Here is a 21,758-nt window from a genome sequence, read left to right as displayed (position 1 = left end):
TCCGCGGGCCGGTGCCGCTCGGCCAGACCTTCGCCTGGGCGTTCCGGCGCTCGGCGGCCGTGGGGAGCCCAGCTTCGGCCACCGCGCTCGTGGGGTGCCGGGAGCCTAGACGGCCCTGCCACGCGAAGCGGTTCGTGCGGTTGATGCGCCACCCCCGGCGAACGGATCACCCGGAGCCCGGCCAAGGAGCCGACGGCTCGGGCGGAGGCCCACCGCCTGGTCGACGGTTCCTCGACCAGGTGGCGGGCTCGGCCCGCTGAGCGGCCGAGACACACCTCAGCCGTCGGCGACCGCGGTCGCCTTTCGGGCCGGCCGGGACGCGGCCACGCCCAGGAGCAGGATCGCCGGGACGGTGAGTTCCAGCCAGATGGCGGTGCTCTGTTCGCCTCCGATGAGCGTGGTGAAGTTCTCGATGATCAGCCAGATCGCGCCGGCGATACCGAGCGCGCCCAGGGCCGGGGCGACCCGCGTGTTCCACGGCCGGGTGTCCAGGTGTCCGCGGTGGAAGAAGACGACCACGGAGAGCGAGGTCAGCAGGTACAGCAGCATGATTCCGAGGACAGCGACCCCGCTGCCCCAGGAGAACAGGGTGAGTACCGGGTCCTGGCCCGCCAGCGCGAACGGGACCACCATCAGGGCCGCGACAGTCGTCTGGACCCAGCCGGCCACGCCGGGCGAGTGACGGCGGTTGATCGCCGAGAGCTTGCGGGGCAGCAGCCCCTCGCGGCTGAGCGAGAAGAGATAGCGGTTGGCGGAGTTGTGGAAGGCGAGGATCCCGGCGAAGAGGGAGGTGACCAGCAGGATCGGGAGGACGTCGTTCACCCAGGCACCGAACAGGTCCGCGATCGGCGCGAAGACGAAGCTCGTCGAGTCACCGCCGGCCAGTGCCTTGCCCGCGGCCTCGCCCGCCTTGGAGGCGCCGTAGGAGGAGACCAGCATCCAGGAAGCGAAGGCGTAGAAGCCGGCGACGACGGCGACGGCCAGATAGGTGGCCCGCGGGACGGTCTTGCGAGGTTCGCGCGCCTCCTCGCCGTAGATCGCGGTGGCCTCGAAGCCGACCATCGACGCCACAGCGAACATCAGCGCGACTCCCGGAGCCCCCTGGAGGGCCTCCGTGGGTGAGAACGACTGGGCGAGGCCGAGCCCCTCCGGTCCGCCGCCCTTGAACAGGGTGACCAGCGCGAAGACACTCAGGATGCTGAACTCCGCCAGCACGAAGACGGCCAGCACCTTGGCGCCCATCTCGATGCCCGCGGCTCCCAGCACCTGGACGATCACCATCGTGACCAGTGCGCAGGCCCACCAGGGCACGTCCACGCCCGTGTGGTGCGCCAGCAGGCCGCTCACGGTCGCCCCGTAGAGACCGTACATGGCCGCTTGGATCGCACAGTAGGCCAGCAGCGCGACTCCGGCGCTACCGGAACCGAGCCGTTGGCCGAGCCCTGCGCGGATGTACATGTAGAAGGCGCCGGCGTCCACGACATGCCGCCCCATGGCCACGAACCCGACCGAGAAGAGCAGGGTGATCACACCGGCCGCCACATAGGCGGCGGGCGCGCCTGGACCGTTGCCGAGAGCGACGGCGATGGGGACGGCGCCCGCGACGCCGGTCAGCGGCGCCTGGGCGGAGAGGACGAAGAAGAGGATGCCCAGCACGCCTAGGGAGTTGGGCTTGAGCTTGCCTGCCGTGGAGGCGTCGGGCGCCGTGTCTGTTCTGGCCGCCGTCGGACTTTCCACTCGGATCACCTGCCAGGAGGGGGACGATTTCATTTCAGGCCAAACGAGTTGCCTCATAGTGGGCTGGAGCTATCCATTTGGCAAGGGGGCGGGAAGGGATTCCCGGCCGGGCTCCGATTCCTTACGGGGCCGTAACCGTCACTTAATCCGCCGAGGGCGCCCTGGCGCTTGGCCACGGCGGCCGTGCCCGCTCGACCGCAGGAGCATCAGGGGCATGGCGTGGAGGCGGGTGGACGCCCACGGAATGGGCCTTGGACGGCAGACGTCCGGAACATCGGGAGGCGCCGGATCGCGGGTTCGGCCGAGGGTCTATTCCGGCGACTCGTCGCCGGTCCGGGCGTCGGTGCGACCGTCGGCGCCGAGCCGTCGGAGCAGGGCCCGCAGTTCCTCGATGGCGGCGTCGGTGCTCCCGGGTCCACCGAAGACCAGCTGATGCAGCACAAGCCCGTCCAGGGCGGCGAACACAAGCCGGGCGAGCGGGCGGCCGGCACCTTCGGGCAGCATGCGGGACACCTCGCGCTGCGTGGCGTCGAAGTACTCGTCGTACAGCGTTCGCAGATGCGGCAACAGTTCGGGGCGACGCCGGGCCTCCAGCAGCAGTTCGTACTGAAAGGCCTGTTTGTCCGGATCGGTGGTGACCATCTCCGATACCCCCGCCGCGAAGTCCGCGGCTTTGCCGGTGCCGGGCTCGAGCGCGCTGGTGTCCAGCGAGGTGCGGATCGCGTGCGCGAGCGCCTCCTCGATGAGAGCGTCCCGGGAGCCGAAGTGGTGCACGACCAAGCCGTGTGTGGTGCCCGCCTCCTCCGCGACCGCCCGGTAGGTGAGCTTGCGCAGCCCGCCCCGGGCCACCACCCGCACGGCGGCGTTGAGCAGGGCCTCGCGACCCTCGCCGTAGTTCATGCGCCGGCGCGGCTTGCGGCCCTCGGAGTCCTCGGGCCCCTGGGGTCCTCCCTCGGCGGATGCGGTCATGCCCGCGACCTTACCCGCCGGGTCCGACACGGCCGTACGCCCGGTCGTCACCTCGAGCACGGTCATCGCCGGGGCGGCCGGATGCCACGGAACTCCCAGTCGCCGCCGAGCGCGGTGGACAGCACCTCCTCGGACTCGGTGGGCTGGGCGCCGACGTCGGCGCGGATGGGGGTCGGGCCGGTGACGATGTGGTTGGTGAGCCGGCCCAGACCCTCGACCTCGACCTCGACCACGTCACCGGGCTGTACGGGGCGGGAGTTGGCGGGAGTGCCGGACAGCAGCACGTCGCCCGGGTACAGGGTGATGGTCCGGGCGATGTCGGCGACGAGGTAGTGCATGTCCCACTTCATCTCGTCGGTCGAACCGTCCTGCACGATCTCGCCGTTGACGTACGTCCGCAGCCGCTTGCCGTGGAAGTCCCAATGCGTCACCAGGCCCGGGCCGAGCGGGCACAGGGTGTCGGAGCCCTTGACCCGGAGCATCGAGCCGGCGTCGGTGTCGCGGAAGTCGTGCAGGCCGTAGTCGTTGGCGATCGTGTACCCGGCGATGTACTCCCCCGCCTGGTCCGGGGGGATGTTCCGCGCGGTCCTGCCGATGACGATGGCGACCTCGCCCTCGTAGTTGAGCCACTTGCAGCCCTCGGGGCGGACGATCGCGCCGCGGTGGGAGTTGAGGGAGGAGGTCGGCTTGTGGAAGTAGGTCGGGGTGTCGGGGAGGTCGATCCGGAACTCGTCGACGCGGCTGCGGTGGTTGAGGTGGACGGCGATGATCTTTGAGGGGACGACCGGGGGCAGGTGCTGCGCCTCCTCGGCCTTGACGCGGCGGCCGTCCCCGGCGACGAGTTCGTCGCCGTCGACGGTGACCTGGACGGCGGCGCCGTCGAGGAGGATGCGGCGGTATTCGGGCATGGCGTAACTCCTCAGATACGGCTGTGCGGGTTGCGGGGTGTGGCGGTCATGGATGCTTGCGTGCCGGTCCAGCCGCCGGCCGGGCGGTCGAACCACAGATGGACCTGTCCGGTGCCGACGGAGTTCTCGTACTCGCCGTACTGGCGGGCCCTGGCGATGCAGGCGCGCTCGCCGAGGGCGCCGGCCATCATCAGGTAGTGGAAGAACTTCGCCTCGGGCTTGAACTTCCAGAACTCGTCCATGGTGTCGAGGACCTTGTCGTGACGGCCCTCCTTGAACCAGGCGATCCGCTCGTAGTCCGCCTCGCGGGCCTCGGGCGTGCGGATGTGGACGGGGTCGCTGGCCTCGTGGTCGCGCAGTTCGCGCAGCGGCCAGAAGGTGTGCGAGAGCGCCCCGGAGGCGATCAGCAGCACGCGCCGCCCCCGGGTGGCGGCGATACCGTCCGCCAGGGCACGGCCGAGGCGCAGATGATCCTCCATGTCCCCGGTCTGGCACACACCGATGGTCACCCACCGCTTGTCCGGCAGCCCCTCCCCCAGGAACTTCCAGAGGTTGATGGTGGCGTAGTAGATCGGCAGGTACGCGTCGTCGATCGCGGTGATCCAGGTGCCGTGCTTGTCGGCGAACTTCGCGATGCTGTGGGCGAGTTCGGGGTCGCCCGCGAAGTCGTACGGCATCCGGCACATCCCCCGCGGCAGTTCCTCGGAGGTGAACAGCCCGGCCCGGCGCGCCTGCGCGGTGACGACGAACTCCACGGTGGTGGCCCAGTGGGAGTCCAGGACGACGACGGTGTCGTAGTCGTCGCGTTCGAAGACGTCCCTGCGGAGCTGGTTCAGGCCGGTGACGAGGGTGATCTCCTTGCCCTCGTTCAGCTCCAGCCGGTCCTCCTCCGGCAGCACGATGGTGGGGACGTGGGCGAGCAGCCCGGCCCCGACGATCTCACCCATGGCTCTGGCTCCATCCCTGCGGGGCGGTCACGGTGTTCTTCAGATCGCAGTAGAAGTCGAAGCTCCAGGTGCCTCCCTCACGCCCGACACCGGAGTGGCGGGAACCGCCGAAGGGGGCCTGGAGGTCGCGGACGAAGAAGCAGTTGACCCACACCGTGCCCGCGACAAGCTGTGCGGTGACGCGCCCGGCTCGCTCGGGGTCCCCGGTGGCGAGGGTGGCGGCGAGGCCGAAGCGGGTGTCGTTGGCGAGGCGTACGGCTTCTTCCTCGGTGCTGAAGGTCTGGAGGGTCAGGACCGGCCCGAAGACCTCCTCCTGCACGATCTCCGAGTCCTGCGCCACATCGGTGAGGAGGGTCGGGGCATAGTACTGACCGTCGTTGCGGTGCCCTCCGATCACGGCCCGAGCGCCGGCGGCGAGCGCCCGCCGCACGAAGCCGTCGATCTTCTCCAGCTGGCGGGGGTGGATGGTGGGGCCGATGTCGGTGGCCTCGTCACGCGGGTCGCCCTGCTTCAAGGCAGTGGCCTTCTCCACGAACCGGCGCGTGAACTCCTCGGCGACCGATTCCTCGACGAGGATGCGGGTGGCCGCGAGGCAGACCTGTCCGGCGTTGTCGTACTGCTCCACCGCGAGGTCGACGGCGAGCTCCAGGTCGGCATCGGCGAACACCAACAGCGGTGACTTGCCGCCCAGTTCGAGGCTGAGCGGGGTCAGGTTCGCGGCGGCGGACGCGGCGATCCGCCGGGCCGTGGGCACAGAACCGGTAAAGCTGATCCGGCGCACGTCCGGGTTCCCGGTGAGCGCGGGGCCGATCTCGGAGCCGTAGCCCTGCACGACGTTGAAGACACCAGGCGGCAGCCCGGCCTCGGCGGCGATGTCGGCGAGCAGCGAGGCGGTGAGCGGGGACCACTCGGCGGGCTTGAGGACGACGGTGTTGCCCGCCGCCAGTGCGGGGGCGACCTTCCAGGTGGCCAGCATCAGCGGCGCGTTCCACGGCGTGATCAGCACACAAGGCCCGGCGGGATCCCAGCTGACGTGATTGGTGTGGCCGCGCGTCTCGAAGTCCTCGTGCTCCAGCTTCAGCAGCCGGTCCGCGAAGAAGCGGAAGTTGTGTGCCACCCGCGGCATCACACCTCGTCGGTGCGAGCGCAGCAGGGCTCCGTTGTCCGTGGTCTCGACGATCGCCAGTTCCTCGAGCCGCTTGTCGACACCGTCGGCGATGGCGTGCAGGAGGCGGGCGCGTTCGGCGCGGGATGTGGCGGCCCAGCCGGGGAAGGCGGCCTTGGCGGCGGCGACGGCGGCGTCCGCCTCGGTCGGCGTACCGCGGGAGATCTCGCCGAGTACGGCACCGTCGATCGGCGAGACGTCGGTGAAGGTGTCGGTGGAGGCGACGCGTTCGCCGCCGATCCAGTGCCGGGTGTCGACGGCGACCCCGGCCACCGTGAGGGTGTGTGCGGTCATGTCCGGTCTCCAGGTCGTGTGGTGGCTACGGTTGCTCGGCGCCCGAGGTACCGGACTCCAGCAGTCGGCCGCCGTCCCAGACGACGCCGACCTGCCGGTAGTACGCGGCGATCGGTTCGCGGATCTCCAGGCGGGCCAGTTCCTCCGTGGGTGCCTCGAACAGCTCCAGCTCGGCATCGCCGCGCCAGGGCCGGCCGCCCTCGAAGGAGGCGGCACCCGACTCGATCAGTTCGTCCAGCGCCAGGCCCTTGCCCTTCTCGATGGAAGGCAGCCAGCGGTGGTGGGCCATGGGATGTCCGTTGACGAAGCCGTTGGTCTCGGACGGCTCCCGCAGGGTGACCACCGCCTGCGCGAGGCGCCGGTCGGCGGCGGCGAGCGTGGCGCCGAAGCGGGCGCCGGCCTCGATGCGCGGGGCGGGACCGTACGGGTGCGGGCGGGTCTGGTGAATCGAGCCGAGCTTCTTCGGGTAGCCCTGGTGCAGGCCGCGAGCGATGGCGAAGTCCTTGTCGACCCAGATGTACACGCAGCGGGTGTAGGTCTGCCCCCTGTACTTGCAGCGGACGACCGCGAAGGCCTCCTTGTACTGGGCCAGCACGGGGTCGAGCAGTTCCTCACCCGAGGCGGAGCAGGACTGCCAGTCGGCCCAGATGAGCGCGACCGCGCCAGGATCCTCGTCCGCCGGCTCCAGGGGCTCGGGGAGCAGTTCGCGGACGCGGGCGGGATCGGTGCGGTACTCGACAGTCAGCAGGTCACCGGAGTAGCGCCACGGCGGGGACGGGATCAGCGACGAGGCTCCCGTCGCCGTCTTGGGATGGAAGTAACCACGGACAGGGGACATGGCGGGAGGTCCTTACGCGGTGAGGGCGGGCTGCTTCAGGAGCTGGGTGCGGTAACGGGCGGCGCTCATGGCGGCGGCCTGGCCGCCGAGAGCCACGACGCCCGCAAGGTGGCCACCGGTGTGGTAGCCGACCAGGACGTCGCGCTCCAGGTCGCCCTCCAGGACCCGCATGTCGTCCTTGCCGAGCACGGGCGCGCCGAAGGACTGCAGCCGGAAGTCGTGCTGGTCGCTCCAGAAGGTGGGCAGGGGAGCGAACGGCGCCAACTCCACGTCGTTGCTGGTGAGATGGGCGACCAGGACTTTCGCCGCGTGCTTGGCGGTGTCGGTGGCGATGGACCAGTGCTCGACGCGGCGGGGGACGTTGTCGTAGCGGGCGTTGGGGAAGCGGGCGACGTCGCCCACCGCGACGACCTCCGGTCGTCCGCCGGCGCGCAGCTGCTCGTCGGTGAGTACACCGTCGGACAGGTCGAGGCCGTTTCCGTCCAGCCACTCGACGTTGGCGACCGAGCCGACCGACTCGACGACCACATCGGCCGGAAGGTCCGTGCCGTCGCCGAGGACGACACCGGTGACACGGTCCCCGCCCTCGAACACGGCGACTCCCGCGCCGAGCGCGAAGCACACCCCGCGCTCCTCGTGCCGCTTCAGCAGTTCATGCCCCAGCAGGTCACCCAGCGGCCCCACCATGGGCAGCGGCAGCGGATCGACTACGGTGACCTCGCGGACGCCGAGCCCTACGGCGGTTGCGGCCACCTCGCAGCCGATGAACCCCGCACCGACGACGACCACGCGCACACCGGGCCGGATCAGTTCGTCCCGCAGGCCCTGGGCGTCGGCGAGCGTACGGACCGTGTGGCGCCCGGCGAGCGGACCGGGGCAGCGCAGCCGCCGGGGCCGCATGCCGGTGGCGACCACCAGGCCGTCGTAGGACAGCGACGAACCATCGTCGAGTTCGACGGTCCGCTCGTCGAGCCGGGCTGCGACGGCCTTCGTCCCCAGTCGCCACTCGACATCGGCGGCGGCTGCCTTCGGTGTGAAGGCCAGCGACTCGAACGGGGCTTTGCCGGCCAGGACCTCCTTGGACAGCGGAGGCCGGTTGTACGGCATGTGCGGCTCATCGCCGACGACGGTGATCGCGCCGGTCCAGCCCGCCGCGCGCAGTTGCTCGGCGGCTCGCAGGCCACCCATCGAGGCGCCCGCGACGAGAATGCGCCCGCTCATGGCTCAGTCCTCGATCCGGATGGCCTGCAGCGGGCAGACGTCGGCGGCTTCCTCGACCTCGTCGCGCAGCGCGTCGTCCGGGTCGGAGACGTACACGAGGTGTCCGTCCCCGTCCATCGAGAAGACGTCCGGCGCGGCGAAGACGCACTGGCCGTGGTCCTGGCACTTGTTCTTGTCGACGACGACCTTCATGGCCGGTCCTCCGGAAGGCGTGGGGTCGGAGCAGGGGAGAGACAGAAAGAGGGGCCCGGTCGCGGTCGGGCCGGGCCCCGGCCAAGGGCCGCGGGATCCGCAGCCTTACTCGTTTGGCTTCAAACAAGATAGGAAGCGGCCTCAGCCGGAGTCAACACCTGTCCGAGTGGATAATTTTTTGTAGCCATCCCCTTGCGGCACAGCGACAGCTCTCCATATCGTTCGATGCCAAACGATTATTCCGGGGGTTGTTCTCCCCCTCCTCGCCCCGGCTCCCGTCCTCTGCGTCCTCCTCGTCCTCAGGACCGCAGGGCACGCGGATGTCCCATCCTTCGACCCAAGGAGACCCCGGTGAGCACATCCGACACCCCAGAGGTCCGCCGGCACATGGAACAGCTCGCCGCCGAGGGCATCGACGTGGTCCGCGTCGTCTATCCCGACCTCATCGGCACCGACCGTGCTCGCGACGTCCTGCTCGGCCATCTGCCCGCGGCCGTCGCACACGGCCTGGCCTTCTGCAAGGCCGTTTACCACACCAGCCCGCAGGGCGACGTCGTCCCGGTCACGGGCGGGCTGGACGCGGGCCTGCCCGACATCGCCGTACGACCGGACCTCGGCACGCTGACCACGCTGCCGTGGGAGCCAGGAGTCGCCACGTGCCTCGGCGAGGTCACCGAGCCCGCCACGGGGAACCCGGCCGCCGAGTCACCCCGCGATCTGCTGCGCGCCGTCCTGGCCCGATACCAGGACCACGGACTGAACCCGATCGTGGGGCCCGAGCTGGAGTACTTCCTGCTGGAGCCCGCCCCTGGCACCCCCACCGGATGGCGGCGCGCCCCGGAGACCGCCGGCGCCGTCTACACCGCCGGGCTGCGTGCCGATCCCGGCAACCACCTGCTGCGCACCCTGCGTCAGCTGCACGAGCTGGGACTCGGCGTCGTCACCGGCAACCACGAGTTCGACGGCGGACAGTACGAGATCAACCTGACCCACTCCGACGCCCTGGACGCCGCCGACCGCGCCTTCCGCTTCAGGGCCGCCGTCAAGGAACTGGCCCGCAAGGAGGGCAAGCTCGCCACCTTCATGGCCAAGCCCTTCCCGGACGCCGGCGGTTCCGGTTTCCACCTCCACTTCTCCTGCACCGGCACCGACGGCCACAACGCGTTCGACGACCCCTCGAACTCCTACGGCCTGTCCGCCACCGCCCGGCACGCCCTCGCCGGCATCCTCACCCACGCCCCCGCCCTGGCCGCCCTGGCCAACCCGACGATCAACTCGTACAAACGCTTCGGCCCTGACACCCTCGCCCCCTGGCTGGTCGACTGGGGCCTGGACAACCGCAGCGCGATGGTCCGCATCCCGCCGGAGCGCGGTTCCTCGGCCCGCCTCGAGCTCCGCCTCGGCGACGCCAGCGCCAACCCCTACCTGCTGATCGCAGGCACGATCGCCGCCGCACTGCTCGGCATCCGGGCCGGCGAAGAGCCGCCCGCGCCCCTCGAGGGCTACGGCTACGACACCACTCGTTCCCCCCTCCTGCCGACGACGCTGTCGGCCGCACTCGATGCCCTGGAGTCGGACACCGCACTCGCCGACGTGCTCGGCAAGGATTTCACCACCTCGTTCCTCACGTACAAGCGCAACGAGATCGAACGCTTCGGACGGCATGTCACCGACTGGGAGTTCACCGAGTACGCCTACCACCTGTAAGCCCCGAAGCTCTCGACCAGGAGACCGCCGTCATGACCCGCCCTGCCGTGCCCGCCGCCCCCACCACCGCCGCCGAGCTGCGTGAGCGCCTCGCCGAGCCCATCCCGCTGGACGAGGTGAACCTCGCCGACCTCGACAACTTCACGGACGCCACCACACCCTGGCGCATGTTCCACACCCTGCGCCACGAGGACCCCGTCCACTGGCAGCCGGAGGAGGCCCCCAATTCCGGCTTCTGGGCGGTGACCCGGCACGCGGACATCGCCCGCGTCGACCGCGACCCCGAGACCTTCACCTCCACGAAGTTCGTCAACCTCGAAGAGGTCGACGACGACCAGATCAAGAAGCGCGCCTCCATCCTCGAACTGGACGGCGTCCGCCACCGGGCCCTGCGCAGCCTGCTCCAGCGCCAGTTCGGCGCGAGCGTCATAGGCAGCTACACCGACTTCCTGCGCGGCCTGACCGCGACCACACTGGATGCGGCCCTCGCCAAGGGCACCTTCGACTTCGTCAAGGAAGTGTCCGCCGACTTCCCGATCAACGTCCTCGCCCGCCTCCTCGACGTACCCCCGGAGGACAACCAGCAACTGATCGACTGGGGCAACCGCATCATCGGCAACACCGACCCCGACTACGCCGACGTCCTGCTGGACAGCGCGGAGAGCGAGAAGTACCGCGACCTGCCGTTCCGCTCCCCCGCCTCCCTCGAAGTCTTCGAGTACGGCCGTGAGCTGGCCCGGCAGCGGCGCGGCGGCAACGGCACGGACCTGGTGTCGAAGCTGGTGAACACCACTCCGAAGGACGGTGTGCCCCTCTCTCCGCAGGACTTCGACAACTACTTCCTGCTGCTGGTGGTGGCCGGCAACGAGACCACCCGGCACACCATCTCCCACTCCATGCTGGCCCTGCTCCAGCACCCCGAGCAGCTGGCCCGCCTGAAGGACGACCCGTCCCTGATTCCCGTCGCGGTCGAGGAGTTCCTGCGCTGGGCCTCCCCCGTCTACCACTTCCGCCGCACCGCCACCCGTGACGTCGAGCTCGGCGGCAAGGGGATCAAGGAGGGCGACAAGGTCGTCATGTGGTTCGCCTCCGGCAACCGGGACGAGGAGGTCTTCGGCAACCCGTACGACTTCGACGTCACCCGCACCGACAACGACCACGTCACCTTCGGCAAGGGCAGCCCGCACCTGTGCCTGGGCAACCTGCTCGCCCGCACCGAGATCCGGATCATGTTCGAGGAGCTCATCCCCCGGCTCTCGGACATCCGGCTGGCCGGTGAGGTGCCGCGCGTGCGGTCCAACTTCGTCAACGGCATCAAGAAGCTGCCGGTCGAGGTCACGCTCGCCTGACCGCCTGGCACAGCGGTCCTGCCCGCTGTGGCCGGCGGCGCGCCGCCGGCCCGGTCGAGTGGCCGCGCCTTTGTCCTGCCCCCCACCACACTTCGACCCGAGGAGCGCCACGATGACCACCCCCCGCATGCAGCTCGTCCTGAGCGAGAACTGGACCATGACCGGCGGCCGCGCGGACCTGCCGACCGTGATCCGCTGGGCCCGCGAGGCCGAGGACGCCGGATTCGACTCCGTCATGATCAGCGAACACATCGTGCTCGGCCCCGACGCTGGAGCACGCGGCGTGATGGGCAACCCCCGTGACTACGCCCTGCCGGGCAACCAGGACCCCCATACCCCGTGGCCCAACTCCCTCATGCTGCTCAGCGCGATCGCCGCTGTCACCGATCGGGTACGCCTCGCCGCGTCGGCGGTCATCGCTCCCCTGCGGCACCCCCTGCTCCTGGCCCGCGAGCTCGGCACCCTCGACCTTCTCTCCGAGGGCCGTCTGATCGTGCTGCCCAACGTCAGCTGGAGCCGGGACGAGTACGCGGCACTCGGTGTCCCGTTCTCCCGGCGCGGCAAGCTCCTCGACGAACACCTGGAGATCTGGGCGAAGCTGTGGGGCCCCTCTCCCGTGTCTCACGAGAGCGAGTACTACCCCTTCCAGGACGTCTACTTCGAGCCCAAGGCCTACCGCCCGGACGGCCCCCGACTGTGCTTCGGCGGCGCGGGCATGCACGACGCGATGGTCCGCAGGATCGTCCGGTACGGCCACGCTTTCAACCCGCTGGGCAAGGTCACGCCCGAGGAGATGCAGACGCTGAAGGCCGCGATGGCCGCCGCGGGTCGCGACATCGCCGACCTGGAGATGATCGGCAGCACCCGCGCCGTGTTCCCCGACGACGACTCCTGCGCCGACCTCGCCGAGGCCCTCGAACCCATTCCCGCGCAGATGGCCCAGGGGTTCACCACCTTCTGCATCAAGCCCTCGCAGTTCACCGACGACCCGAACGGGGTGGGCGCGTTCTGCCGCGAAGTGATGCGCCGCGTGGAGTCCCTGACCGCCTGACGGCGGCGACCGCTGTCCCACATCGCGCCCCGAGCGGCCCAGTCCCGAAAAACGGCACGGGCCGCGGAAGAACGAACCGAACGAGCCAAGGATCACCGCATGACGAATCTCGACGAAGCCGCCGGCACCCGTCCCTCGACTCCGGCTGAAGCCACTCGAAGCGATCCCCATCGTCTCCCTGATGTGTCCGGCCTCGTTGTCGGCATCCTCGGCGGCACCGGCCCGCAGGGACGCGGCCTCGCCTACCGGCTCGCCGGCGCGGGCCAACAGGTCGTCATCGGCTCACGGAACGCCGCCAGGGCTGCCTCCACGGCCACAACCATAGGCGAGGGTGTCCGCGGTGCAGACAACGCCACGACCGCGCGGGAGAGTGATCTGGTGATCGTCGCCACTCCCTGGGAGGGACATGCCGAGCTGTTGACCACGCTCCGCGAAGAACTCTCCGGCAAGATCGTGATCGACTGCGTCAACCCGCTCGGCTTCGACAAGAAGGGGGCCTACGCACTCAAACCCGCGGAGGGCAGCGCCGCCCAGCAGGCTGCCGCCCTGTTGCCGAACTCCCGAGTGACCGCGGCATTCCACCATCTCTCCGCCGTCACGCTGGAAGACCGACGAATCGAGAAAATCGACACCGACGTACTCGTCCTCGGCGACGAACGCGCCGCCACCGACACCGTCCAGGCACTCGCCTCACGCCTCCCGGGCGCACGTGGCGTCTACGGCGGACGGCTGCGCAACGCCCACCAAGTGGAGTCTCTGGTAGCCAACCTGATCTCGGTCAACCGCCGCTACAAGGCCCACGCCGGCCTGCGCGTCACCGACGTCTGACGGGACTTTCCTCTTCGCCGGCCCGGCGGTCGTCGGCGCCCTGGTGACGCTACCGCGCCATCCATGCGAAGGCCGAGGCCACCGCCGGCCCGGACCGCTCAGCTCCGGCGGCTGCTGCCCGAAACCACCGCGATGCACCGTCGCCCCACCCGTCCGCCACTCACGGGCCCGGCTCGAACACTGCTGCCCGTCCAGGGCACGGACCTGACGTCGCTCGGAAATGCCCGCCGCCCGCCCGTGCACGACCCGTCACGCGACGGAGGCGAGCTGCCGGAGCTTGCGGACCGGCATCGTGTGGTTCACGGTCGCCGCCGCACCGGCCGACCAGCGCAGAAGCATCGAACTGTCGTCGACGTCGACCAGATCCGGTTCACCGAGTCCGGCCGGTTCCCCGGCGACCTTCACCTCGACGCCGAACTGGTTGGTCCAGAAGTACGAGGGAAGAGCCGCCCCGGCCACGTCCTCCCCCAGCAGTGCGGCCGCCGCCACCCGCGCCTGCTCCACCGCGTTGGTCCAGTGCGGACGGCGGCACGTTCCCCGGACCACCGCCGCATCTCCCGCCGCGACGATGCCGTCCGCGACGCGGCCGCGGGAGTCCGTGACCACACCGCCGTCGAGTGTCAGGCCGGAACCGGTGAGCCAGTCGACGGCGGGTACGTCCCCCACCGCTGACACGATCACGTCGGCTGTGAGAACGTCACCGTCGGCGTCGACGCCCTCCAGTGCGTGGGATCCGACCAGCCGGACGCCGCCCGGCACCGCCCTGAGCACCACTCCGTGCTCACGCGCGGCACTCGCGATCACCTCGGCGAGCACCGGTCCGAGCACCCGGCGCAGCGGCGGATCCCGGTCGACCACCGTGACCTGCAGGCCGAGGGTGCGGCACGTCGATGCGATCTCCATGCCCAGCAGCCCCGCTCCGATGACCAGGACGCTGCGAGCGCGCCTCAGGTCCTCGCGCAGCCAGCAGCCGTGGCGCGACAGATAGACCGGAGACGGGTGTGGTGGTCAAGATCATCCTTGGTTCCTGTCCGCTGTGTGGTCAGCGGGCCGGCCCGGGACCTACCCCCGGGGCCGGCGCGTCGTCGGACCTTCAGAAGGGGTAAGAGGTGTGCTGGGTGGCCAGGGTGATCCAGCGGGTGTTGCTGAAGGCCTCGAGGCCCCAGCGGCCTCCGAAACGGCCGTAGCCGGAGGACTTGACACCACCGAACGGCGCCTGGGGGTCGTCGGCGACGGACTGGTCGTTGATGTGGACGATGCCGGTACGAAGCCTGCGGGCCACCCTGAGGCCGTGCGTGCCGTTCTCGGCGATGATGCCGGCGGTCAGACCCTGGTCGGTGTCGTTGGCCATCGCGACGGCCTCGTCATCGGTGGCGAAGGTGTCGACGACGCAGACCGGCCCGAACGTCTCCGCGCCGTACAGGTCGGCGTGAGCGGGGACCGCGCTGAGGACGGTCGCCGGGTGAGAGGCACCTTCGATCTCGCCGCCGACGAGTACGGTGGCGCCCTTGGCGACCGCGTCCTCGACCAGGGCGGCGATCCGCTGTGCAGCGAAGAGTCCGCATCGCTGGTCGGGGTCCGTGTTGACCAGCGGGCCGATCACCGTAGCCGGGTCGGTGGGATCGCCGAACGGCAGTGCGGCGACTTTGGCCGTGAACTTGGCGATGAACTCCTCGGCGAGCGACTCGTGTACGAGGATCCGCTCGGCGGACATGCAGATCTGTCCGGAGTTCATGAACGCCGCGAAGGCGGCGGCGTCGACCGCGTAGTCGACGTCGGCGTCGTCCAGGACGAAGAGCGCGTTCTTGCCGCCCAGTTCGAGGAGCGCGGGCTTGAGATGGCGAGCGGCCTGCTCGCCGATGATCCGCCCGACATGCGTCGAGCCGGTGAAGTTCACCGCGCGTACCCTCGGATCGGCGATGAGGGCTTCGGCGATTTGAGGAGCGTCGGCGGGGTCGTTCGTGATCACGCCGGCATCACGCAGCACGGGTGCGTTCCACGGGGAGGACGCGGCTACCACGCCCAAGGGTTCGCGCACCGCGAGGCTGAGGGCGCCGTCGTGCCACAACCGGGTCGCGCCCACCTCACCGACCATCACGTCCACGACGTGCTCGCGCCGCTGGTCCATCAGGTCGGCGGCATTGACGAAGATCGCCCGGCGGGTGAACGGGTCCAGCCTCGCCCAGTCCTCGAACGCGGCTTGGGCGGCGTCGTCGCCCTGCACGAGCATCAGTTGCCCCCCGGCATCGCCTACCACCTGCTGAGCGTGGTGCCGCTGGTGGCCGTTGTGGGCCGACAGCACCGGCTGCGCGGGGCCGGCGTCACCGACCTGGGCAGGCTGGCCGACGAACGCTTCCTCGAATGCGTTCCCGACACGGGCCTGCGCGCTCAGGTGGACGCCGCCTTCGATCGGGCGCGGGCCCGTCGCCGAGGTGTCTGCGCATTGCGCAGCGCGGGTGATCTCGCCTCACTGGCGTTCGAGGGCATCGGGGTGACCGTCGTACCCCGCCCGGCGGCGGACGCGATCGTCCCCGCAGATCACGCCGATTGCGTCCTGCGCCTCGACGACCCGCAGGCGCTCCAGCCTCTGGCGCTCGTTCATCGTGACCCGGCGCCGACCTCACCCGCCGCGCAGGCGTTCCTGCGTCTCGCGCTCACGCGCCTGCCCGGTCGGGGAGCACCTGAACTCGAGTAGGTGCGAGCTCGGGCTGTTTCCGGGGAGCGGTGACGGGCTGGAGTCCGAGCCACCCGATGGGGCCCCGGCGGCTCTGCTCCGCAGGCAGCGGTGACGTCGTCCGCACGACGACCGCGGACTCGACAGCCGCCGCAACACAAGAGAGGCTCGATAAGCCGTTCTCGGACGTCGATCCGGATCGACGGACTTGCACTGAGGGAGCCGGTCGCGGCCGTCTCGCGGCCCCGACCGGCTCCCTCAGCCGTTCACCAGGTGCTCAGCCGACCTTGGTGGCGGTCCACCGCTGGGTGGGGCCGGTGTTCTTGGTGTACTGGATGACCGGGTTGCCTTCCTGGGTGGTGTTGGCGTTGTCCAGCGCCTTACCACTGGCCCGGTTGACGAGCTGGTACGCGCCGTTGCCGAGCGAGATGATGGCCCACTGCTGCTGCCGCTGCCAACTGCTGTTGTCGGTCCGCTGCACCACCGTCGAGGTGTCGGAGGTGCTGTTGTTGTTGTCGAGCGCCTTGCCGCTGTGGACGGAGACCAGCTTGTAGTAGCCGTGGCCCAGGTCGGTGACCCTCCACTGCTGGGTGGGGCCGTTGTTGGGGGTCCACTGGACGCACTGGTTGCCCTCGGTGGTGGTGTTGGCGTTGTCGAGGGCCTTGCCGCTCTGGGCGCAGACGAACGTGTAGACGCCGCCCGGGAGGACGGCCGGCATGCCGGTGACCTCCACGCAGACCACGGAGTCGTTCGCGTTGGGGGCGGTGGCCGGCACCTGGACGTTGATCTGGCCGCCGCTGACCGAGTAGTTGAGCGAGACGGAGGGGTTGTTCAGCAGGTAGACGCGGTTGATCGTGTTGTACACCGCGGGGATCTGCAGGGTGCCGTTCGTGGGCCAGGTGAAGACGTGGGCGAAGAGCTTGCCGCTCTTCTTGGTGATCCTGCCCCAGGACGGCTCGGTGGCGAAGGGGCTGCCGCTGGTGCCGTGGACGCTGTCGGAGTAGGTCGCCATCCAGGAGGCCACGCTGTTCAGGATGTTCACCTGCTGCTGTGGGACGTGGCCGTCGTTCGCGGTGCCGTCGGCGTTGAGGCCACCGTCGGGGCCGATGTTCAGCAGGTAGTTGCCGTCCCGGGAGATGCAGGTGACCATCTCCTGGATGAAGTACTGGGGCGACTTGTACCAGGTTTCCTTGTCCGCGTTGTAGCCCCATGCGTCGTTCATGGTGGCGCAGTACTCCCAAGGGCGGTCCATCGGCTCGGTGGGGAAACCGAACTCCGCGACCGCGTAGTCGCCCATGCCGTAGTCGCGCTTGACGCGTTCGTTGACGATGACGTTCGGCCAGGTCTGGGTCAGCCAGTTGTACAGGCTCTGGCCGTCGGCCTGGGTCCACCAGTCGACGAGGGTGGGCGTGGAGGGGTTGCCGCACCAGTCGCCGTCGAACCACAGCAGGGCCGGGTTGTAGGCGTTCATCAGCTCCGTCAGCTGGGCCTTCATGTCGTTGATGTAGTTGGTGCGGGCAGTCATCGACGACATGGTGGACCAGCCGTTGTAGATCGTCTGCGAGGGGTGGCACCAGTCGAGGATCGAGTAGTAGAGGCAGAACTTGAGGCCCCGGGCGTCGCACGCGGCCTTCAGCTCGCCCAGCAGGTCGCGCTGGAAGCCGATGTAGTCGCGCAGGTTGTACAGCTTGGTGCCGGTGGTGTCGGTGAAGCTGGGGACGTTGGAGTCCCACATGCCGAAGCCCTCGTGGTGCTTGGCAGTGATCACGATGTACTTCATGCCGGCGTTCTTGGCCAGATCGGCGATCTGATTGGCGTTGAAGCTGACCGGGTTGAACCCCTGGGTGACCTGCGTCTGCCAGGCGGACTTGGTCCAGCCTTCGGTGCTGAACGCCCACTCGCCCTTCCGGTGGTGCGCGTAGGACCCGAAGTGGATGAACATCCCGAAGCGGGCCTGGTACCACCAGTCCAGCTTCGAGGAGATGGAGTATGCCTCGGCGGTGGCGGGCCACAGGGCCTGCGGCAGACCGAACGCCACGGTACCGCCGGCGAGCGCGGCGGCCTTGATCAGCGAGCGTCGGCTCAGGGGTGCGGAAGACATGTGCGGCTCCTGGTGAAGCGAGGGGATGCCGGCCGCTTGTCTGCACACAACACCGACAGCGGACTACGGCGGCTCATGCCCGGCCGAGCTCGAAGTGGCCTCGTTGGACATCGGATGTATTAACGGGCATCGCCGCCCCGCTTGTCCAGAGTTCCAGCCGATTCAATCCGATGACCCTCACATTCGCGTGATCTTCGATGGTGGGACGCCCGTATGTAGATGACTAGATGCCCCTATACATAGGAGGTATGCGAGTCCTGATGAGGCGGTGGTCAGCAGTCCCGGGTAGTGCTCCAGCGGTTCTGTGCGGGTGTGGACGGAGGAAGCGGTGCCGACGCGGGGGAAGTCGTCGCGGGCACCACTGCCTTCGATGACGGAGCGGCTCGCGGCCCCGGGGGTGCCGCATGCGTCGACGGCGGCTACCGCGAGCACTGGGCCCAGCACGCCGCCGCTCTTGGCATCGACATGTCGAGCGGACCCGAGGTCCAGGCCGTCGGGGTCCCGCGTGTCGGGCGTGCACCGAGGTGGGCTGTGCGGTCACTGAGCGACCGCCCCAGCAGTGTGGACAGCGCGGGCCAATGTCCACCCGCCAGGAGTGGATCTGCTGCATCGCTCGGCTCAGCTACTCCGCCAGGTCGCGGGTGCGCCGGTAAAAGGGGCGTCGCCGGCGGCGCACACGTCGGCACACTGGTGGCGCAGGACCCTATCCCCTGCCCGCACGTGCACGACCCGTCACGCGACGGAGGCGAGCTGCCGGAGCTTGCGGACCGGCATCGTGTGGTTCACGGTCGCCGCCGCGCCGGCCGACCAGCGCAGAAGCATCGAGCTGTCGTCGACGTCGACCAGATCCGGTTCACCGAGTCCGGCCGGTTCCCCGGCGACCTTCACCTCGACGCCGAACTGGTTGGTCCAGAAGTACGAGGGAAGAGCCGCCCCGGCCACGTCCTCCCCCAGCAGTGTGGCCGCCGCCACCCGCGCCTGCTCCACCGCGTTGGTCCAGTGCGGACGGCGGCACGTTCCCCGGACCACCGCCGCGTCCCCCGCCGCGACGATGCCGTCCGCGACGCGGCCGCGGGAGTCCGTGACCACACCGCCGTCGAGTGTCAGGCCGGAACCGGTGAGCCAGTCGACGGCGGGTACGTCCCCCACCGCCGACACGATCACGTCGGCGGTGAGAACGTCACCGTCGGCGTCGACGCCCTCCAGTGTGTGGGATCCGACCGGCCGTACTCCGGCGGGCACCGTCCTGAGCACCACTCCGTGCTCACGCGCGGCACTCGCGATCACCTCGGCGAGCACCGGTCCGAGCACCCGGCGCAGCGGCGGATCCCGGTCGACCACCGTGACCTGCAGGCCGAGGGTGCGGCACGTCGATGCGATCTCCATGCCCAGCAGCCCCGCTCCGACGACCAGGACGCTGCGAGCGCGCCTCAGGTCCTCGCGCAGCGCCGCGCAGTCCGCGAGCGTGCGCAGCACCCGGTCTCCCGACATCCCAGGAGGGCTGAGCCGCCGGGCCCGCCCCCCGGTGGCGATCACCAGACCGTCGTAGGGCACCGGCTCGCCACTCTCGAGGATCACCCGGCGTGCCCCGGTGTCCAGCGAGACAGCCCTGGCGCCGCGCCGCAGTACGACGCTGTCGTCGAGGGGCGGCAGTGCGGTGGAGGCGTCCGTTGCCTCGCCGGACAGCACGGTCTTGGACAGGGGAACCCTGGTGTAGGGCTGCTCCGTCTCCGCGCTCAGGAGCGTGACCGTCCCGTCGAAGCCCCGCACGCGCAGCCAGCTCGCGGCGGTCACCGCCGCGATCGAGCCACCCACGACGACGATCCGCTTCATGACGTCGACCGCAGGGCCGCGACCGGGCAGGAACGCACCGCCGCGAGGGCGGTTGCGTCGTCGTGGTCGGCGCCGGGGACCAGTTGCACCATTCCGTCGTCGTCCACCCGGAACACCTCCGGTGCAATGGCCTCGCAGACAGCGTGCCCCTCACAACGGTCAGGAACGAGTTCGATGCTCACGGTCAAGCCTTTCCCGTAGTAACGGTGACCGGCAGGCTGTCCAGCCCGCGGATCACATTGTTCAGGTGCCGGCGCGGCGGGCCGGCGCGTCGCCGGAGCCCTTCAGAAGGGGTAGGAGGCGTGCTGGGTGGCCAGGGTGATCCAGCGGGTGTTGCTGAAGGCCTCGATGCCCCAGCGGCCTCCGAAACGGCCGTAGCCGGAGGACTTGACACCACCGAACGGCGCTTGAGGGTCGTCGGCGACGGACTGGTCGTTGATGTGGACGATGCCGGTACGAAGCCTGCGGGCCACCCGGAGGCCGTGCGTGCCGTTCTCGGTGATGATGCCGGCGGTCAGACCCTGGTCGGTGTCGTTGGCCATCGCGACGGCCTCGTCATCGGTGGCGAAGGTGTCGACGACGCAGACCGGCCCGAACGTCTCCGCGCCGTGCAGGTCGGCGTGAGCGGGGACCGCGCTGAGGACGGTCGCCGGGTGAGAGGCACCTTCGATCTCGCCGCCGACGAGTACGGTGGCGCCCTTGGCGACCGCGTCCTCGACCAGGGCGGCGATCCGCTGTGCTGCGAAGAGTCCGCATCGCTGGTCGGGGTCCGTGTTGACCAGCGGGCCGATCACCGTAGCCGGGTCGGTGGGATCGCCGGACGGCAGTGCGGCGACTTTGGCCGTGAACTTGGCGATGAACTCCTCGGCGAGCGACTCGTGCACCAGGATCCGGTCGGCGGACATGCAGATCTGTCCGGAGTTCATGAACGCCGCGAAGGCGGCGGCGTCGACCGCATAGTCGACGTCGGCGTCGTCCAGGACGATGACCGCGTTCTTGCCGCCCAGTTCGAGGAGCGCGGGCTTGAGATGGCGAGCGGCCTGCTCGCCGATGATCCGCCCGACATGCGTCGAGCCGGTGAAGTTCACCGCGCGTACCCTCGGATCGGCGATGAGGGCTTCGGCGATTTCCGGAGCGTCGGCGGGGTCGTTCGTGATCACGTTGAGGACCCCGTCGGGCAGTCCGGCATCACGCAGCAGGTCCCCGATCAGGAGCCCGGCGGACAGAGGAGCCACTTCGCTCGGCTTCAACACGACCGTGTTACCGGCGGCAAGGGCAGCGGCCACCGCCCGGGTCCCGAGAATGACGGGAGCGTTCCACGGGGAGAACGCGGCCACCACGCCCAAAGGTTCGCGCACCGCGAGGCTGAGGGCACCGTCGTGCTGCGTGGTGAGCACCTCGCCCCGGGGGGCGGTGATCAGAGCGGCCGCCTCGCGTAGCATCGCGGCGGCCAGTGTCACGTTGAACGAGGCCCACAACCGGGTCGCGCCCACCTCACCGACCATCACGTCCACGATGTGCTCGCGCCGCTCCTCCATCAGGTCGGCGGCCTTGACGAAGATCGCCCGGCGGGTGAACGGGTCCAGCCTCGCCCAGTCCTCGAACGCGGCTTGGGCGGCGTCGACGGCGCTGCTGACGTCCTCGACGCCGACCGCGGCCACGGTGGCGTACATCTGTCCGGTGGAGGGGTTGATGACGGGCGTGGTGCGCCCGGAGTGCGCACCCTTCTCTTTGCCGTCGATCAGCAGTTCACGGGTGATGACCATCTGGGCGGCTCCTTTGCCGGGACGGTTGCTGCGTGGGTACGAGGGAAACTCGTCGGTCCACCGGATCGGTCTCCGCACGCACGGGAGACAGCCGGCCCTGCAGGACCGGTCCAGGTGCTTGGGCCGACGTCATCTGCGAGGAGGTTCCGGGCTCCGCGGATCCTGGGTCGTGGATGGC

19 protein-coding genes are annotated in these 21,758 nt (G+C 69.8%); 5 read left to right on the top strand and 14 right to left on the bottom strand.

The genetic code is table 11. The annotated features are described in order from the left end of the window. Positions 1-276: 276 nt before the first annotated feature. The 8 genes from NW895_RS28510 to NW895_RS28475 form a co-directional block, all read right to left on the bottom strand. The gene (locus NW895_RS28510; protein ID WP_289939099.1) at positions 277-1,737 is read right to left on the bottom strand and encodes an APC family permease; all 1,461 of its coding nucleotides are present in this window, start codon (positions 1,735-1,737) and stop codon (positions 277-279) included. A gap of 309 nt (positions 1,738-2,046) precedes the next feature. Beyond that, on the bottom strand, positions 2,047-2,706 hold the full coding sequence (locus NW895_RS28505) for a TetR family transcriptional regulator (RefSeq protein ID WP_289939098.1): 660 nt from the start codon (positions 2,704-2,706) through the stop codon (positions 2,047-2,049). Between the two features lie 62 nt (positions 2,707-2,768). After that, positions 2,769-3,614, bottom strand: coding sequence for a fumarylacetoacetate hydrolase family protein (locus NW895_RS28500; protein ID WP_289939097.1), 846 nt, complete (start codon positions 3,612-3,614; stop codon positions 2,769-2,771). Positions 3,615-3,625: 11 nt separating this feature from the next. Then, positions 3,626-4,561, bottom strand: a complete 936-nt coding sequence (locus tag NW895_RS28495) for a 3,4-dihydroxyphenylacetate 2,3-dioxygenase (protein ID WP_289939096.1) — start codon at positions 4,559-4,561, stop codon at positions 3,626-3,628. Continuing rightward, on the bottom strand, positions 4,554-6,020 hold the full coding sequence (locus NW895_RS28490) for an aldehyde dehydrogenase (RefSeq protein ID WP_289939095.1): 1,467 nt from the start codon (positions 6,018-6,020) through the stop codon (positions 4,554-4,556). Before NW895_RS28490 ends, NW895_RS28495 begins: the two co-directional genes overlap by 8 nt. A 25-nt stretch (positions 6,021-6,045) precedes the next feature. Then, complete coding sequence (locus tag NW895_RS28485) at positions 6,046-6,858, bottom strand: acetoacetate decarboxylase family protein (protein ID WP_289939093.1); 813 nt, start codon at positions 6,856-6,858, stop codon at positions 6,046-6,048. 12 nt (positions 6,859-6,870) lie between these two features. After that, positions 6,871-8,079 (bottom strand): FAD/NAD(P)-binding oxidoreductase, encoded by a 1,209-nt coding sequence (locus tag NW895_RS28480; RefSeq protein WP_289939091.1) that lies wholly within the window; start codon positions 8,077-8,079, stop codon positions 6,871-6,873. 3 nt (positions 8,080-8,082) lie between these two features. Next, positions 8,083-8,271, bottom strand: a complete 189-nt coding sequence (locus NW895_RS28475; protein ID WP_289939088.1) for a ferredoxin — start codon at positions 8,269-8,271, stop codon at positions 8,083-8,085. A 351-nt stretch (positions 8,272-8,622) separates the two neighbouring features. Here NW895_RS28475 and NW895_RS28470 point away from each other — a divergent pair, with 351 nt between their 5' ends. From NW895_RS28470 to npdG, 4 genes are all read left to right on the top strand, one after another. Further along, a complete protein-coding gene (locus NW895_RS28470; RefSeq protein ID WP_289939087.1) occupies positions 8,623-9,978 on the top strand; it encodes a glutamine synthetase family protein in 1,356 nt (451 codons plus the stop codon). A 32-nt stretch (positions 9,979-10,010) separates the two neighbouring features. Beyond that, positions 10,011-11,327 carry a cytochrome P450 gene (locus tag NW895_RS28465; RefSeq protein ID WP_289939086.1) on the top strand — a complete coding sequence of 439 codons (1,317 nt, stop codon included), beginning with the start codon at positions 10,011-10,013 and terminating at the stop codon, positions 11,325-11,327. A gap of 112 nt (positions 11,328-11,439) precedes the next feature. Continuing rightward, entirely contained in the window at positions 11,440-12,378 is a 939-nt protein-coding gene (locus tag NW895_RS28460; protein WP_289939084.1) for a TIGR03619 family F420-dependent LLM class oxidoreductase, read from the top strand. 99 nt (positions 12,379-12,477) lie between these two features. Beyond that, on the top strand, positions 12,478-13,206 hold the full coding sequence (gene npdG / locus NW895_RS28455; RefSeq protein WP_289939082.1) for an NADPH-dependent F420 reductase: 729 nt from the start codon (positions 12,478-12,480) through the stop codon (positions 13,204-13,206). A gap of 249 nt (positions 13,207-13,455) precedes the next feature. On the opposite strand, the gene NW895_RS28450 is transcribed toward npdG, so the two are convergent. Beyond that, positions 13,456-14,157: an FAD-dependent oxidoreductase gene (locus NW895_RS28450; protein WP_289939147.1), complete on the bottom strand. Its 702-nt coding sequence runs from the start codon at positions 14,155-14,157 to the stop codon at positions 13,456-13,458. Positions 14,158-14,299: 142 nt separating this feature from the next. Next, on the bottom strand, positions 14,300-15,436 hold the full coding sequence (locus tag NW895_RS28445) for an aldehyde dehydrogenase family protein (protein WP_289939081.1): 1,137 nt from the start codon (positions 15,434-15,436) through the stop codon (positions 14,300-14,302). Between NW895_RS28445 and NW895_RS28440 the strand changes: the two genes are divergently transcribed. Then, positions 15,407-15,901 (top strand): LysR family transcriptional regulator substrate-binding protein, encoded by a 495-nt coding sequence (locus tag NW895_RS28440; RefSeq protein WP_289939080.1) that lies wholly within the window; start codon positions 15,407-15,409, stop codon positions 15,899-15,901. The two genes, NW895_RS28445 and NW895_RS28440, sit on opposite strands and share 30 nt — an antisense overlap. A 256-nt stretch (positions 15,902-16,157) precedes the next feature. Here NW895_RS28440 and NW895_RS28435 read toward each other — a convergent pair whose 3' ends face one another. The 4 genes from NW895_RS28435 to NW895_RS28420 form a co-directional block, all read right to left on the bottom strand. Beyond that, positions 16,158-17,981 carry an alpha-L-fucosidase gene (locus tag NW895_RS28435; RefSeq protein ID WP_289939078.1) on the bottom strand — a complete coding sequence of 608 codons (1,824 nt, stop codon included), beginning with the start codon at positions 17,979-17,981 and terminating at the stop codon, positions 16,158-16,160. A 732-nt stretch (positions 17,982-18,713) separates the two neighbouring features. After that, positions 18,714-19,814, bottom strand: coding sequence for an FAD-dependent oxidoreductase (locus NW895_RS28430; protein WP_289939075.1), 1,101 nt, complete (start codon positions 19,812-19,814; stop codon positions 18,714-18,716). Beyond that, positions 19,811-19,996, bottom strand: a complete 186-nt coding sequence (locus NW895_RS28425) for a ferredoxin (protein WP_354670113.1) — start codon at positions 19,994-19,996, stop codon at positions 19,811-19,813. The genes NW895_RS28430 and NW895_RS28425 overlap by 4 nt, the downstream gene beginning before the upstream one ends. Before the next feature lie 102 nt (positions 19,997-20,098). Next, entirely contained in the window at positions 20,099-21,580 is a 1,482-nt protein-coding gene (locus NW895_RS28420; protein WP_289939071.1) for an aldehyde dehydrogenase family protein, read from the bottom strand. Between the last annotated feature and the right edge of the window lie 178 nt (positions 21,581-21,758).

Source organism: Streptomyces sp. S.PNR 29 (assembly GCF_030386795.1).
Taxonomy (GTDB): Bacteria; Actinomycetota; Actinomycetes; order Streptomycetales; family Streptomycetaceae; genus Streptomyces.
This window is presented reverse-complemented; position numbering and strand designations above follow the sequence as displayed.